Below are 14838 nucleotides of genomic sequence, written 5' to 3' on the forward strand. Positions count from 1 at the left end.
GTGGTGAGGATCAAAGTTGTGATGACATCGAGACACTTTGATATTCAGCGGAGCCCCCGATCGTGGGCGTAAAGAAGTCCGCCATCAGGCCCACGGAACGTTTGAACATTCCAACGCCCGTCTGAGTGCTGCAGCCGATACCGCTGGCTAGTTGGAGCAGCGGAGTGATCTCGGGGTGGGTGATGACGTCTCCCACGAACGTCGCTGGCGCGAGCCGCGAGGTATCAAGTGGCAGTGGGTCGCCAGGAGACATGCCGAGTGGTGTGGCGTTGACGACGAGCGAAAACCCTCGTGGATCGCTGGTGCCTTCGATGACCTTGTTGCCGTGCGCGATCGCGAGCTTGTTCATCAACGCCCTGCGACGTTCGACGTTGATGTCGAAGACAGCGAGTTGACCAAGGCCGCGGTCAAGCAGGGACAGGCCAATCGCGCTGCCGGCACCCCCGGCGCCAACCAGCAAACCGGACTTGCCGTCAATAAGACAACCCGCGGAGATAACCGCGTCGACAAACGCCTCGCCATCGAGCATGTCACCAAACCACGCGCCTCTGGCGTCCCGGCGCGCTACATTGGCCACGCCGAGGAACGTCGAGCGCTCGGAAAGGTTGGCGCAATGCTCGGCCAAGGAAAATTTATGCGGAATTGTCGCGATGAGGCCGTCGACATTGGCCATAGCATTGGCGGCAGCCAGTACGCCAGTGATGTCAGCGGGCCGGACGTGGAGCGGTACAACAACCGCGTCGATCTGGCGCTGTTGAAACTCTTGCGTCAGCCCGGCAGGTGCTTTCACCTGCACGATGGGATCACCCAGGATCAGAATGATGCGGGTCGCGCCGCTATATTGTCCGATCAACGGCCTTGCTCCTTTTCGCGCTGTTCTTTTGCTCGACCTCTGCGATGAGGCCCAGAGTTGCAGCGCGTGCGCGGCGCGCCTTTTCGACAAACGGATGATCGATGAGACCTGCATGGGGCGCTTCAATCGCAATCGGCACGTCGGCCGGTGTAGCTGCGATGAGTTCGCGAAGATCAAGCTCCCCTTCACCAGGATAGAGCCGATCGCCGCGCGCTTCGTCGCGCATTGCCTCGATGGTCCGCGGGGGGAGCCTCGGCGCGTCGCATAGGTGAAGAAATTGGAGACGATCAAGGTTCGCGGCGACATCCGTCACCGAGCCTCCGGAACGGCTCAGATGCAGCGCGTCAACAAGAATGCCGACATTTGGTCGATTAATGCTGGCAAGACAACCCGCAGCATCCCAGATCGTGCAGACCTGGCTATAGGGAATGAATTCCAACAGGATCTGGACACCGACACGGGCTCCGATCTGACAAACCAGATCAAGATGATCGAGGAGGCGGCTTCGGACTGGGTCGTTTCCGGAAACGATTGCGTAGCGCGCGCCCATTTCTGCCCCGAAACCGAATGCCGGCTCGATGCCGGCCGCATCGAACTCCGCCGATAGCCACCATGCTTCGATGTCCAAGACCTTGATTCCGGTATCGCGAAGGCGGCGCAAAATAGAAGTCCGAAGCGATCGGTCACCGAGCGGCAACGCCATGCGGCGATCGCCGGTCGGTGCCGCAATCCGCATGCCGATGTAATCGAACCCGGCTTGTGCGGCGTGATCGATCAATTGCAGGGGAGAGGCGCCTGCCAAGGTCATGTGGGCGAGAGAAACTATGCGCATCGAGCGGTGGTTCAGGTTGACTGGTTGCGGCGGAGATTGACAGAGGGCGCGGTAGCTGTAAACAATATACGCACAGATGTGCGATAATCGCACAAAAAACCGGAGTGAGGAATGCCCGGCCTGTTTTTTCATGAGACGCTTGATCCCGTGCGCGCGCCCGGTGCGCACACTCGCTATTTGTCAGAGCTCGGCGAGATCGTCTCGACGATCGGGAACGCGGAAGGATCTGCCGGCGCCGAATGCATCGCGGCGTGGGTGCCGATCTTTCTCAACGGCGATTGGCCGCGAATTGTGACCTTCTGGGAGATGCCGGGAGGCTGGGACGGGTTTGCGAATCACTTCGAAAAGCACAAAGAGCTTTTTCACGGTCCGCTTGAGCGCTGGTACGGTGAGCGATCCGGCGGGTTTGATCGGATCCTCGCCGGCACTTCCTTTACGCCAGGCCGGCAGCAATTGCTGACCGCCGGTCGCAGCGCGCCGGTGGTGCTCCAACAGATCGTCGACCTCAAGAGTGGTGGAGCGGAAGCCTATCTCGACTTGCTTTCGCGGGTGTGGGAGGAAATTGAGGCCACGTGTGGCTTCTCCTTGCTGGGTGGCTATGAGACCGCCTTTCGCAACGGCACCGAAGTTATGCTCCTGTGGGCCTTTCCCGACTTGCGCACCTTGGTCCGTCTGCAGGAACAGCCCAAAGCGTTTTCTGCCTTCCACGTTTGGAAGCAGCGGGCGCGCGGCCAGGAATTCGGCCATCGTGCGCTGATCTTGCGGCCGACAGACTGGTCGCCGTTGCGATGAGTGAAGCGCCTCGCCACTAAACATCAACGAGAGATACGTCCAATGTCTATCGATGCAATGCCGTCCGAAGTGGTCGCTGGATCGGCCAGCGAGCGACGCAAAGTGGTCATATCGAGTTTTGTCGGTACCGTACTCGAATGGTACGATTTTTATATCTACGGAACTGCCGCGACTGTCGTGTTCGGCACGCTGTTCTTTTCCAATCTGGATCCGACCAGCGCGACGCTCGCGGCTTTCGCGGCCTATGGAATCGGCTTCTTCCTCAAGCCTGTCGGCGGTGTGATCCTGAGTCGCTTCGGCGACACCATCGGACGCAAGAAGGTGCTCGTGCTCAGTCTGGTCATGATGGGGCTCGCCACGGGCTTGATCGGTCTCTTGCCGACCTATGCGGAGATTGGACTGTTGGCCCCGACTCTTCTCGTTCTGTTGCGACTGATCCAGAGCATTGGCGCGGGCGCCGAGTACGGTGGGGCCATTACAATGGTCGCCGAATTCTCGGGACCTCGCGAGAGAGGGCTCCTCGCAAGCCTACCGGCGCTGGGTGTCTCGCTCGGCATCCTTATCGGAACTGCAATGTTCGCCTCGCTTTCGGCCATGCCCCGTGAGCAATTCCTGCAATGGGGCTGGAGAGTTCCGTTCTTGATTGGCTTCGCGCTGGCCCTCGTGGGCATATTCATGCGTTCGCAAGTTCAGGAGAGCCCGGCCTTTGAGAGGCTGAAGCATCGCAACCAGATCCACAAGGCGCCGCTTTCGGACGTGGTTCGGCGACAGTGGCGAAGGCTTGTGATAGCGGCCGCAGCGCGATCGGCCGACGCCGTTGGGGGGCAGCTCTTCAATGTGTTCGCTATCTCGTACTGTACCGTTACGCTCAAATTGCCGCCGAGCGTCGGTCTCACGGGGGTAATGCTCGCCAATTTGACGGGGCTCGCCGTGATTCCGCTGAGCGGACTTCTGTGTGACCGGTTTGGGCGTAAGCCCGTTTACCTCTTCGGTCTTGCTTTTATGACCGCCTTCGCTCTGCCGTTCTTCTGGCTCGTCAACACCGAGCAGGCCTGGCTGATCTACCTCGCGCTCATCCTGCAATACGGTGTCGGTGTGAAAATCATCCTGGCCACCTCTGGAGCGTACCTGGCCGAGATATTCGATGTGAGGACGCGCAGCACGGGAGTTACGCTGGCGCGCACAATCTCAGACCCCTTGGCCGGGTTAACCCCTCTGATCGCAACGGCACTACTTGCCGCGACGGGTGCCTATTGGTCGGTCGCGTGCTTTCTCATGGTCTTCACTGTACTAGCCTTCATAGCAGTAGCCATTGGTCCCGAGACACATCAGGTCGATATTGCCGAGCCGGATTGGCTGGGTTGATGAGCGCCTCATGCGGACCGGTGGCTGCTGTAGCGCGCCAAAAACGGAACCACTGCTTCCAGAACCGCAGCGGGTTGCTCCTCGGCTTGCATGTGGCCACCCGGGATAGCGTGGCCCTCGACCCGATCGGACCATTGGCGCCAGATCTGAAGCGGAGTAGTTTTCCCGTCAAAGCGTCCTTCTTCCCAAAGGACGAGCACCGGGCAATCGAGACGGCGGCCGGCTGCGCGATCGGAGAGATCATGTTCGTGATCCACGGTCGCCCCCGCGCGGTAGTCCTGCATCATCGCGTGACGGACTTCAGCCAGGCGGAATGCGTCGCAATAGGATTGGACGGCGGCCTCGGAGAGTGCATCACGGTCCTTTGTCATTTTCCGCAGCGTCCATTCGAGGAAGTGATCAGGATCGGCGGACAGCAGTCGCTCGGGCAAGTCATAGGGTTGGGCGAACAGAAACCAATGATAGGCCCCGAGCGAGAATGTTTTGTCGACGCGAGACCAGACCTCGCTGGAAGGGATGACCGTCAGCGATACGAACGCATTAACGTGTCCAGGATGATCCAGCACCAGTCGATAGCCGACCCGGGCGCCCCGATCGTGCCCGATGACGCCGAAGCGCGTGAAGCCAAGCTGATCCATGACCGCAATCTGGTCGCGTGCCATCGCGCGCTTGGAATAGTCCGACGACGGCCCTCGTTGGGGACCCCGGCTTTCGCCATATCCACGCAGATCGGTCGCGACGACCGTATAATTCTTGGCAAGAACGGGGGCTATGCGATGCCAGGCCACGTGGGTTTGGGGATAGCCATGCAGCAACAGCAGCGGTGGCCCGTCGCCTCCGACGAAGCAGGCGATTCGCGCCTCGCCGGTTTCGATATCGTGCCTTTGAAACTGCTCGAACATGATCCTACCCCAAGGGTTTCCGCCGATGGTTGCAAACGGCTTTCGGTTGGTGAGATAAAGAGGTTACGTCGGCGTGCCCACTGAGTTTAGATCGTTGAAAACGAGCATGGCAAAGAACATCCCAGAGGTCGAACGCGACGGTCAGAAGTTCGTATCGGGACTTGCCCGAGGACTTGCGGTGATCGAGGCCTTCGGACCCGAGCGCCGCAGCATGAACATTGCGGAAGTTGCCGCCGCAACGAATCTGGATCGCGCCGTCGCTCGGCGCTTGTTGCACACCCTTGTCGAACTCGGTTTTGCCGTCGTCGAGAACAAGCGCTTCGAGTTGACCAGTAGCGTCTTGCGGCTCGGCTACACCTACCTTGCGTCGCTTGGACTGGATAGCGCCCTCCAACCGTATCTCGACCGGCTTTCGAAGACGGTCGGGGAAGCGGCATCGGTGTCTGTCCTGAGTGGAACGGAGGTGATCTTCATTGCTCGCGCCGAGCCGCCGAATGCCGGTATCGCATACGTCCTCAAGACAGGTCTGAAATTGCCAGCGTTCTCCTCGTCCTCCGGCCGCATATTGCTGTCGGCCAAAACTGATCAGGAGTTGAGCGCGCTCATTCAAAAGACCAAGATCGAGCCGCGAACGCCGAAAACCATTACTGACCGTAAGCAGATACTCAAGCTGATTGAGGAAGCGCGTCGTTCCGGTTATGCCATCAACAATGAGGAGCTTGAACTCAATCTTTTCGGGCTCTCGGTCCCCATCAGAAATCCTAACGGCAGGATGGTGGCGTCGCTGAATGTCAACTCGCAGGCTCACCGCGTTGCTGCCAAACGAATCAACCAGGAACTGCTGCCGGCGCTCAGATCCTGCGCGCAGTCGATGTCGGGTATCCTGCCGTGACATCAGCCAAGATAGGATAGTAACGTACGCGCCAGCAGGGCCGGCGCGCTCACCATGACATCGTGTCCGGCGCTGAGTTCAGTGAAACTGAAGCTCTTGTCCTGGGAGAGTCGTTCTCGCGTGGTGTCGAAGACTTGGAGCTTCGGCGACATACAGGCGATGTAGTGCTGCGATATGTGATTTCCGCCTTTAGCGCCGATTGCGAGCGGTTGGAGATACGTGCGTAGGGGGTGGGGAACGAGGTGGCGTTCGACCCATGCGCTTTGATCGGGCGCTGTGATGCCGAATGAAGCCGGTGTTAGCGGCGGAATCGTACTGACCGGATTGCTGGCGAGGGCATCCCTCCACGCGGCGAGGCGATCGGCGGGGACATAGCTGGCCACCATTTCGCCATCAAGCGGGACAAAGGCATCGAGGTAAACGACGTGAGAGATCTTGTCGGCTCGTCGCGCGGCCGCACCGCGAACGGGAAAGCCGCCGTAGCTGTGACCAACCAGAATGATATCGTTCAACTCCTCGGAATCGATGTGATTGACGATATCGCTGATGTGCGTCTCGAGGTCGACGGCAGGTGAGAGGAGGTGGGCTCGCTCGCCGAGACCCGTGAGGGTCGGCGTCGTCACCCGGTGCCCCTGATTGCGCAGTTCACTGGCGAGATCACGCCAGCACCATCCGCCGTGCCAGGCGCCGTGAACCAGGACGAATGTGCGTTGCCGGCGTCGCTGGCCTGCCACCGGTGGTATGACAGAACTGGCTGTTAGGGCTGCGGTCGCCGTCATGAAAGTCCTGCGCTCCATCGTCTGGTTCTCCTACTGCGCCGGTAGGCGGTATCCACGGCGGCTTCCCGGCCGAAGGGCATCGAAAGTCGGCCAGCGGCGCAACACGCCTAATCTGTCCAAGGTCGATTGGAAGTCATGCAATCGTTCGGGAGTGTTGCGAACGGCGCGGGGCACGACCTTCTGCTGGAGCGAGTAGGCCGCGAGCGCGCCACTTGCTTCGCCAATGCTCCACTCCACGGGATGGACGCGGTAGGCGCCATTGGTGATGCGCGTCGTGCCAAGGTTTTTGCAGGCCGGGAGGAGATTGTCGACGCGTACAGGCAGGAGCGCGCCGAGCGGAATTTCGAAGGGGTAGGTGTCGATGTCGACGGTGTCGCGCCGACCTGTCGTGCTGGGGTGCAGGTCGATCCGATAGGCGCCCACCCCCACACTGTCAGGGAAGTGCTCCGCTGCCCGTTGACCTGCGCGCGCCTCGACGCCGATGTGCTGCTCCAGGATCGTGAATTCGGCACGGATGCGCCGGCCTTCCCGGAAATAGGCCTGCTTTGCTAATCCATCCCTGGTTCCGAGGACGTCGCCGCGAAGCCGCAAACCGCGATAGCCGGCACCGCCATCGTGACGCGGTGCCTCGGTTTGCATCCAGTAGAGGAAGGACAGGGAGAACCGCCGCGCCTCGTCGAGCGCGGCGGTTGCCTCTTCGGGGCTGACGCCAACGGCGGGCTTCAGCCAGTAATCGATTTGCGGCCAGTTTGCGATCGTGATGTCACTCGCGAAGGCCCCAGGCAGGAAGTTGCGCCGGTAGAGAATGCGGCGGGCGTGCCAAAGATCAAACACATACTCATCGTCGGTATCGCCAGCGAAAAGTCTACGTTCCAAGGGTTTATGCGTAACGTGGTTGCTGACGGTCCAGCCGAATTGAGTGCCAGGCCAAAAATCTGGCTTCAACTGCCGGAATATCTCGTAGCCCTTGGGCTTGTCGATCGTGTGATCTTCGTCAGGAAGATAGTCGAGGGCAAAGCCCCAAGTAAGCGCTTGTTGATCAAGAGGATCAGCAGGACCAGTGATCGCGTGCAGCTCATTGGTCTCGGACTGCGACTCCGCGCCGAGCACGTGCTCGACATCGGCCATTGCGAGCACATCACCGGTTTCCGTGGCATCGATGACCAAGGCTGCGGAAATAACGAACTGCTTGCCATCCTCGAGATTCCTGACGTTCACCGCGGCGATCTTGTTGGCGTGGGTGGTGCATCCGGTCAATCGGTGCCGGCGTAGTACAATGAGTGCTCCCGTCGATACGAATTGGGCGAGCAAGCAATCGAGAACCTTTGCTGCGACGGCCGGCTCGCAACAAAGCGTGCCGACATTGCCCATGCCAGGGTTGAGCAGAAGATCGGCGCGGGCACGCGGCGTCAACGGATAATAGTCCTGATAGTGCTTTCGGATGCCGGCACGGAGCGCGGCAAAGCTTTGCGAGGTAATCAGGCTTTCCGCCCAGGGTGCTTCGTCGAGCGGCACCCCCTGTGAGGTAAGCTGGCCCCCGAGCCAGTCCAGTTCCTCGACCAGCATCACCTTCCTGCCTAGGCGAGCTGCAGCGAGTGCCGCGCTAAGGCCGCCAAGACCACCGCCGATAATCAGGATTTCCGTCGATAATTCGGTAGGCATAAGAGAACTGACCTTTAGCGGAAAGACTGCGGAGTAGGTCTTTCAGTAGGCGAACAAATTGCCTGTGTCAAATTAGTGCGCAAATGTGCGAATATCGCACAAAATCATCTTGGCGAGATAGCTCGTTTTGATCGCCTCACTGGCGTGAGCCTGGAGTGCATAGATCGCACCGTAGGTCAGAACCGGTCCGAGCATGAACGCCATGTTGGCGCCGTTCCACATCTCTAGGCACGCTGCGTGTAGCACCTGCGGCAAGCCCATGCCGCCGTAGCTGGTACTGCCGGTGAGCGCCTGCCAGCCGCCGGCGATGAACTGGCGGTAGGCGTTCGGCCAGCCCGGCGCGGTCGTGACCTCGCCGTCGTGCCACCTTGCGCCGACCTGGTCGCCGACGCGATGCAGTGGCCCGAGCACATTCTCGGCGAACTTCGCCGCCTCGCTCAGGGTTGCTTCTGCAAGCCCGTCGTCGAGATCGGCGTAGACACCTTCGGCAATGCCGCGCGAAAGGCCTCCGGCGGAGTTCATTGTAAAGAGGATGTCGGGGAGCGGGACACGGTAGCCCATTCAAAACTCCGAACAAGCGTGGGATCAAGAAACGGTGTTGGCGCGGTCGCCGACATGCAATACAATCGCCATCGCGCTGTCGCCAGCGGCGCAGCCGCTGAACAGGCCATAGCCGCCGCCGCGGATCGCCAGCTCCTCGATCACTTCCATGACTCCGCGCGACGCCATTGGCGCCTGCGGATGTCCCCAGATTAGCGAGCTGCCATAGTTGTTGATCGTCTTCACGTCGACGCCGAGCCCGGCAGCGAACGCGAAGTCATTCGCGGTGAATGGATTGTGCAGCTTGATGGCATCGAGCTGGTTGACCCCGATGCCGGCTTGCGCCAGTGCTTTCTTGGCGGCAGGGGCAGGGGCGGCGGGCATGTAGGCCGCTTCCACGCGCTCCATACCGAATCCGACCACGCGAACCTGGACCTTCGGATTGCGCGACAGCTCCCTCGCACGGTCGGAGCGAGCAACGACAATGCCCGCGTTGGCGTCGGCCGGATGGGTCTGACAGCCGAAGGTGATGGTGCCGTCGGGTAGCACGGGCTTCAGCTTCGCCAATCCTTCTGCCGTCGATATGGTGACCCCCTCGTCGCCCGCGAGCGTCTTCACGGTCTTCTTGAAGTTCGGCGCCGGGACGTCGAAGGGCAAGGTCATGAAGCGTTTGAGGAACGCGCAATCATCAGCCAACGCCGCCTGGTATTGCTCTTGGCGGTGCAGCAATAATTCGTGTTGCTGCGCGGTGGTGAGCTGATGCTGCCTTGCGACATTCTCGGCGGTGACCAGCATAGACTTGGTGGTGTATGGGTCGTAGCCGAAACTATCCATCACCCAGTCTTCGTGGGCGCCGGTGCCGCCGGGGCCCTGCGGATTAGGATAGTAGAGGTGCGGGCCGTTGGAGGTGCGGTCTGCGGTGGCCACTAGCGCCACTTGCGAGAGGCCCGACTGGATCTCCTGCGCGGCGGCCAGCACGGTGCGCACACCTGTGGCACAGGCCTGCGCGATGGTCGGACCGGTCACCCGGTCGGCGCCGACCATGCCCATGAACCATGGCAAACCGTAGAACGAATGCTTCTGCGGAACGGACAAGCCGAGCACCGCATAGTCAAAGGTCTGCGGTTCGACCTTGCGTTTGGCGAGCTCGTTCTTGGTGACATGCGCGGCGAATTCGACGGCATGCAGGCCCGCGAAGCTGCCCTGCCAGCGCGCGAACGGTGTCGACCAGTAGCAGCCATAGGGAATTTCGACAGCCTCGGCCATATTTTACTCCTTCGTGTTAGATGTGCTCGACCTAGACGGTGATCACTATTTGCCGACCGAGCGGCCGAAGGGCTTCAATATCTGGGCGGATCGGACACACGTCGATCCATCAGCCTTCTTCTCGATCACCAGTTGCTGCGGCGCGAACAGCCGATCGGGTTCGCGGATCGGCCTTGCGGGCTTCTCAGGCATCTTCCTCTCCGGGACTTATCATCCATTGGGCGCCAAGGTGAGCAGCGCAAGCGCACACCAAACATCAGAATTACGTTGCTATGGACAATTGTTGTAGTCAACAACAAAATCTGGTATCGATGGTGGGACGCCGTGGGAGCGGAACAGGTTGAGGAGGGCGAAGTGGCGAATCGCGTGGCGCAGGCCAGACGACAACGTTCAGCGCCGGCCGTGAAGACGGGGCGGAAGCCTCGGGCAGGGAAAGTCGTGACTGAATTCGAGTTGGATGGGCTGACCGGCCATCTCGGTTATGTGGTGCGGCGGTTCCAACTTTGGATTTTCCAGGACTTCATCAGGACGCTGTCTGCGGTGGAGCTCACGCCGACACAGTATTCGGTATTGACCGTCATCGGCGAAAATCCGAGCTTGACACAGATGGCCGTCGCCAACCGGCTTGGCATTGAGCGCGCCCGGCTCGTGCATCTGCTGGACAATCTGGAAGGCCGGAATTTGGTCAAGCGCATTCCGTCAGAAATCGATCGTCGTAGCCATTCGCTGCATCTCACGCCCACTGGGGAAGTATCGCTACGGCATTTCAAACTGCTTGCCGCGGAGCATGAGCGGCACGTAGTCGAAAAGATTGGCAAGGAAAACAGAGAGCAGTTGCTCAGGATCTTGTCCGACTTCCAATGAAATCGCCGAGTTGCCTCTCTCGTTCGGGACCACGTCCCCGAGGCAACCCAGGTTCGAACACACCTAAGCACGATATGTGCGATTCACGACATGCGAGAACAGCCGGCGTTTCAGGGCCATGAAACATAAGAACTTAGCGGCCGAACATTCTGCGACCTGCCGTCGCATTCTGGAGGCTGCGACCAGACTGTATCGGCTGATGGGTCATAGGAAGACATCGGTGGCCGATATTGCGCGCGAGTGTTCAATGTCGCCGGCAAACGTCTATCGGTTCTTCAGCTCGAAGCAAGCGATGAACGAAGCTGTTGCAGAACGGTTGTTTGCGGAGGTGATCGCTCTCGCGACTGAAGCTTCTGTAACCCCGCGAACTCCCGCCGGGCGACTAAGGGCGACGTTGGCAGCTATCGAGAAGCGCCATGCTGATCGCTTCCTCAACGAAAGACATCTCCACGAACTAGTGTTGGTTTCGGTACGAGAGGACTGGTTGGTTAGCCGTTCCTTCATTGAGCGGATCGAGTCCATCGTAGCCGACATCGTCTCGGAAGGGATAGCACGACACCAGTTTCAAGGCGCAGACGGTATAATCCTTGGGCGATGTCTTCTTGTAACTACGGCTGTGTTTTGCGATCCGCGCCTAATCGCTACGACGGGAAGTTTTCATCGACCAACTCTTGAGCAGATCATGGACTTCGCGATTGGAGCACTTCGTCGAGACTGCATTGCTCACGTCACGGGCGATCAACTCCATGCCTCCAGGTGATTGTCTGAAAAACGATCCTGCTTAAGACAGTACGACATTCAGCGATTGTCGCTGCGCCATCTTGTGCGGAAGCAAGGACCCTTGTGGCCTCAGAGCAGAGGTCTTCTCGTTCGGGCCAGTGAGGCCACACACGACATAATATGCCATGGCTGAGCCCGTTGTGAACAGGCACGTCGCCGATGCGCGTACGAATAGCAACCTCGGACTCTACGCCCTCTTCAACGCACCGGCCTATGCGCTGCCTGATCTGCGCGCTGGCCATTGCGGTGGAATTAGGGGCGCTGGGCTCTCCCCGGTCGAACCGCCACAAAGCGGACAGTTCGCTCCGGCTCCGTCCGGAAGCTTGCGCTAAACCAATTCTACAACAGCCCGTCGTCAGTTTGACGTGAGGACGAGGTCGTCAGGCGGGACTCACGCGCTCGATCTCGATGGCACGCACAACGAGAACAGTTCGACCGTCGTTGCGATGTGCAGCCGGAAGAAGGCTCGCCGTTTGTAGGTGACGACGCTGTGAACGCTAAGGCCGAGGTCAAGTGCGATGCCTTGCATGGTCATGCCGCGCAGCACGCGCGCACAAACAGCGATCTCTCGTTCGGAGAGGCCCCGGTCAAGCCGGCGAATGAGAAGCTCGGCATCCGCAAGACTGATGGGCTTTGCGACCCGCTGAGTATCCGTTGTTGAAATATCAGCGTGCCGAACAACGAAGGCCAACAAGGTGTTGGCGACCGCGGAAATGCGCTCCGCCTCGTGCTCGCGCAGACGTCCGCGGCGCTGTCCCCAAAACGCGCTTAAGGAGAAGAGGCCTGACGGTGACCGTAAGCGGACCGACATTTGCTCCGTCACATTCTGGAACTCGTAACATTCACGACGAAATTGCCTATCGCCGATGTCCCGCGTCGCAATGCTGAAGAGCTCCGGGCCCTGCGATCGCGTGGTCATCCTGTGAGACAGTAGGAACTTGTCACGTTTCCAAAATGCCGTTTGGTAGCGTTCCGCCGCTACGCGCGTATTCTCGACATTCCGGAGGCTTCCGACCACAACCGTTCTTACTCCGGCCGGGCCGTATTGAAACGCCGCACAGTCGTCCGCGTCGACAGTATCCGATAACGCCTCAATCAGCCGCGATCCGAAAGTATCCCCGCCGACGCCGAGGGCGAGCCCTTCGATCCACGCTGGCAGGTCGTAGCTCTTGCCGACGGCTGCCGTAACCAAATTAGCACTGGTCATACTCGAGTCCTCCCAAGCCTTGGCCATTTGGCTTCTTACGAGCTTCGGCCCAAGTACCTCCGTCGTGTCACCTTCGAGAGGGACAGACAGAGCTCCTCTAGCGTGTATTCACTCCGGCATTGCTCTCGGCGCTAATGGCGGCCGAGGCTGAAAATCATGTATCTCAGGAGCCCCGTCGTGAGCCGATTAGAATGTTAGCAGCTGCAGCAGGCCGCGCCGCGCTCTCCGCTGATGAGCAGTCCGACCCTAAGTTTGCGTCTAGCTTAGCACAAGAGGCTTTGTGGGGCGATTCTGAAGCGGTTCTCGGCCGAGCTGGCTGTTTCCGGGAGGCTCCTGACCAACACTTTCAATGCTGCCGCCAGTCGGCCGTGCGGCTCAACTCATAAGGCTAAGACGATGTCGACCAGCGAGCATCTGGACGAGCTGAACCCGTACGCAGCACGGCCATGGCAAGCGATCTATGAAGCCGGCCAGCTGAGCCAATCCGGAGTGCCGACCCCTCCTAGTCTCATTGCAGTATTTAAGAGGGTGGTTCAGTCGGCAGCGGCTCGGCCCGCGCTCATCTATTTCGATCAGAAAATCTCCTACGTCGAACTCGACGCATCGAGTGATGCATTTGCAACGGCACTCGCGGACGAAGGCTTCGGTCAAGGCGACCGGCTCGCGCTATACCTTCAAAATACGCCCGCGTTTGTTATCGCTGCGCTGGCGGCCTGGAAGCTGGGCGGGGTCGTTGTCACCGTCAATCCGATGAATACCGCCCGCGAACTGGCGCTTATCCTAGACGACAGCTTGCCCAAGGCACTTGTCTGCCAAGACGAGCTCTATCGCGATGTCGTCAGTGGCCTTCAGCGTACGTTGCCTGCAGTCTTCACGACATCTGCGTTCGATTTCCAATCGAGGAACGATCGTCGCATATTCGGCGGCCTGTCCAGGGGGAAGGTAGCGTCGAATTTGATTCAGCTTATCGAAGCGAGAAAGGGACGATCCCCTTCAATCATTGAACCCGCGGCATTCGACGTCGCCATGTTGGTTTACACCTCCGGAACGACAGGCGTTCCCAAGGGTTCGATGAACACGCACGGCGGGGCCGTAATAACGGCGGAAAGCATTGCACGCTGGATGCATGTCGAAGCTGGCACGCCGGTCCTTGGCGTCGCTCCACTTTTTCATATCACGGGATTGATCGCAGGTCTCGCGCTGGCGTTCGTTCGCGCAGCGCCACTCATCTTGACCTATCGCTTTCATCCCAATGTGACTGCCGACGCGATCGAGGAGCACGGCGCTGGCGTCGCGTTTTGCGCCATCACCGCTCTGATGGCCATGTTGAACGAAAGCACCGTGCGCGCCGACCAGTTGAGGAGCCTCACTACGATATGTTCGGGAGGCGCACCGGTTCCGGCGCAGGTGTTGAGGGACTTCAAGGCCAAGTTTGGGCACTACATCTATCACGGCTATGGCATGACCGAGACCAATGGGCCGGTCATTCTTGTGCCTAAAGATCGCGAGGCGCCGATCGACGAGCTGACCGGAACGCTGTCCATCGGCGTTCCGACGCCGCATACACAGGCCTGGATCGCCGACCACAACGGCGCTCCTGCTCCCGTCGGTGATCAAGGGGAGATCATCATCGGGGGGCCATCGTTGGCTGCTGGATATTGGAACAAGCCGGACGATACTGCAAAGACGATGCAGCCGGATGGACTGCGCAGCGGGGACATCGGCTTCATGGACGGTAACGGTTGGTTCTACCTCGTCGATCGCAAGAAGGACATGATCAACGCGGGCGGCTACAAGGTCTGGCCACGCGAGGTGGAAGACGTGCTCTACACCCATCCCGCCGTCCGCGAGGCCGCAGTCGTAGGCGCGCCCAACTCTTACCGCGGCGAGACCGTGAGGGCGGTCGTTAGCCTCAAGTACGGCCAGCACGCCACGATCGACGAACTGCAGGAGTTCTGCCGCCAGCGAATGGCCGCATACAAATATCCGCGGATAATCGAGATTGTGGAAGAGCTGCCGAAGAATTCGAGCGGAAAGATATTGCGCAGGTCGTTGCGGGATGCGTTTAGCGCCGGCGAAGCCGCGCCGGCCCCGAAGATTTGAT

The 14838-nt window shown here is 59.8% G+C and carries 15 protein-coding genes; 6 read left to right on the plus strand and 9 right to left on the minus strand.

Features of this window, described 5'->3' with window-relative positions; genetic code table 11:
* Positions 1 to 10 precede the first annotated feature (10 nt).
* Together AC5V87_RS18305 and AC5V87_RS18310 are read right to left on the minus strand one after the other, a co-directional pair.
* Positions 11 to 853: a shikimate dehydrogenase family protein gene (locus AC5V87_RS18305; RefSeq protein ID WP_495371768.1), complete on the minus strand. Its 843-nt coding sequence runs from the start codon at positions 851 to 853 to the stop codon at positions 11 to 13.
* Positions 837 to 1817 carry a sugar phosphate isomerase/epimerase family protein gene (locus AC5V87_RS18310; RefSeq protein WP_495371769.1) on the minus strand — a complete coding sequence of 327 codons (981 nt, stop codon included), beginning with the start codon at positions 1815 to 1817 and terminating at the stop codon, positions 837 to 839. Before AC5V87_RS18310 ends, AC5V87_RS18305 begins: the two co-directional genes overlap by 17 nt.
* Here AC5V87_RS18310 and AC5V87_RS18315 point away from each other — a divergent pair.
* Positions 1797 to 2477, plus strand: a complete 681-nt coding sequence (locus AC5V87_RS18315; protein ID WP_495371770.1) for an NIPSNAP family protein — start codon at positions 1797 to 1799, stop codon at positions 2475 to 2477. The genes AC5V87_RS18310 and AC5V87_RS18315 overlap by 21 nt on opposite strands.
* Positions 2478 to 2519: 42 nt before the next feature.
* Positions 2520 to 3842: an MFS transporter gene (locus AC5V87_RS18320; protein ID WP_495371771.1), complete on the plus strand. Its 1323-nt coding sequence runs from the start codon at positions 2520 to 2522 to the stop codon at positions 3840 to 3842.
* Positions 3843 to 3850: 8 nt separating this feature from the next.
* On the opposite strand, the gene AC5V87_RS18325 is transcribed toward AC5V87_RS18320, so the two are convergent.
* Complete coding sequence (locus AC5V87_RS18325; protein ID WP_495371772.1) at positions 3851 to 4744, minus strand: alpha/beta fold hydrolase; 894 nt, start codon at positions 4742 to 4744, stop codon at positions 3851 to 3853.
* Between the two features lie 106 nt (positions 4745 to 4850).
* On the opposite strand from AC5V87_RS18325, the gene AC5V87_RS18330 reads away from it, so the two are divergent.
* A complete protein-coding gene (locus AC5V87_RS18330; protein ID WP_495371773.1) occupies positions 4851 to 5636 on the plus strand; it encodes an IclR family transcriptional regulator domain-containing protein in 786 nt (261 codons plus the stop codon).
* Positions 5637 to 5638: 2 nt separating this feature from the next.
* Here the strand turns inward: AC5V87_RS18330 and AC5V87_RS18335 are convergent, their stop codons facing one another.
* From AC5V87_RS18335 to AC5V87_RS18355, 5 genes are all read right to left on the minus strand, one after another.
* Positions 5639 to 6433, minus strand: coding sequence for an alpha/beta fold hydrolase (locus AC5V87_RS18335; RefSeq protein WP_495371774.1), 795 nt, complete (start codon positions 6431 to 6433; stop codon positions 5639 to 5641).
* 12 nt (positions 6434 to 6445) lie between these two features.
* A complete protein-coding gene (locus tag AC5V87_RS18340) occupies positions 6446 to 8077 on the minus strand; it encodes an FAD-dependent oxidoreductase (protein WP_495371775.1) in 1632 nt (543 codons plus the stop codon).
* Positions 8078 to 8149: 72 nt separating this feature from the next.
* Positions 8150 to 8638, minus strand: coding sequence for an acyl-CoA dehydrogenase family protein (locus tag AC5V87_RS18345; RefSeq protein WP_495371776.1), 489 nt, complete (start codon positions 8636 to 8638; stop codon positions 8150 to 8152).
* Positions 8639 to 8662: 24 nt separating this feature from the next.
* Complete coding sequence (locus tag AC5V87_RS18350; RefSeq protein WP_495371777.1) at positions 8663 to 9883, minus strand: thiolase family protein; 1221 nt, start codon at positions 9881 to 9883, stop codon at positions 8663 to 8665.
* Positions 9884 to 9928: 45 nt separating this feature from the next.
* Entirely contained in the window at positions 9929 to 10075 is a 147-nt protein-coding gene (locus AC5V87_RS18355) for a hypothetical protein (protein WP_495371778.1), read from the minus strand.
* Between the two features lie 210 nt (positions 10076 to 10285).
* Here AC5V87_RS18355 and AC5V87_RS18360 point away from each other — a divergent pair, with 210 nt between their 5' ends.
* Both AC5V87_RS18360 and AC5V87_RS18365 read left to right on the plus strand, forming a co-directional pair.
* The gene (locus AC5V87_RS18360) at positions 10286 to 10747 is read left to right on the plus strand and encodes a MarR family winged helix-turn-helix transcriptional regulator (protein WP_495371917.1); all 462 of its coding nucleotides are present in this window, start codon (positions 10286 to 10288) and stop codon (positions 10745 to 10747) included.
* Between the two features lie 220 nt (positions 10748 to 10967).
* Positions 10968 to 11507: a TetR family transcriptional regulator gene (locus AC5V87_RS18365; RefSeq protein WP_495371779.1), complete on the plus strand. Its 540-nt coding sequence runs from the start codon at positions 10968 to 10970 to the stop codon at positions 11505 to 11507.
* A 411-nt stretch (positions 11508 to 11918) separates the two neighbouring features.
* On the opposite strand, the gene AC5V87_RS18370 is transcribed toward AC5V87_RS18365, so the two are convergent.
* Positions 11919 to 12734 (minus strand): helix-turn-helix transcriptional regulator, encoded by an 816-nt coding sequence (locus AC5V87_RS18370; protein ID WP_495371780.1) that lies wholly within the window; start codon positions 12732 to 12734, stop codon positions 11919 to 11921.
* A gap of 396 nt (positions 12735 to 13130) precedes the next feature.
* Here AC5V87_RS18370 and AC5V87_RS18375 point away from each other — a divergent pair, with 396 nt between their 5' ends.
* The gene (locus AC5V87_RS18375; RefSeq protein ID WP_495371781.1) at positions 13131 to 14837 is read left to right on the plus strand and encodes a class I adenylate-forming enzyme family protein; all 1707 of its coding nucleotides are present in this window, start codon (positions 13131 to 13133) and stop codon (positions 14835 to 14837) included.
* Position 14838: the final 1 nt, after the last annotated feature.

The sequence above is a fragment of the Bradyrhizobium sp. SOJA106 genome (assembly GCF_059448745.1).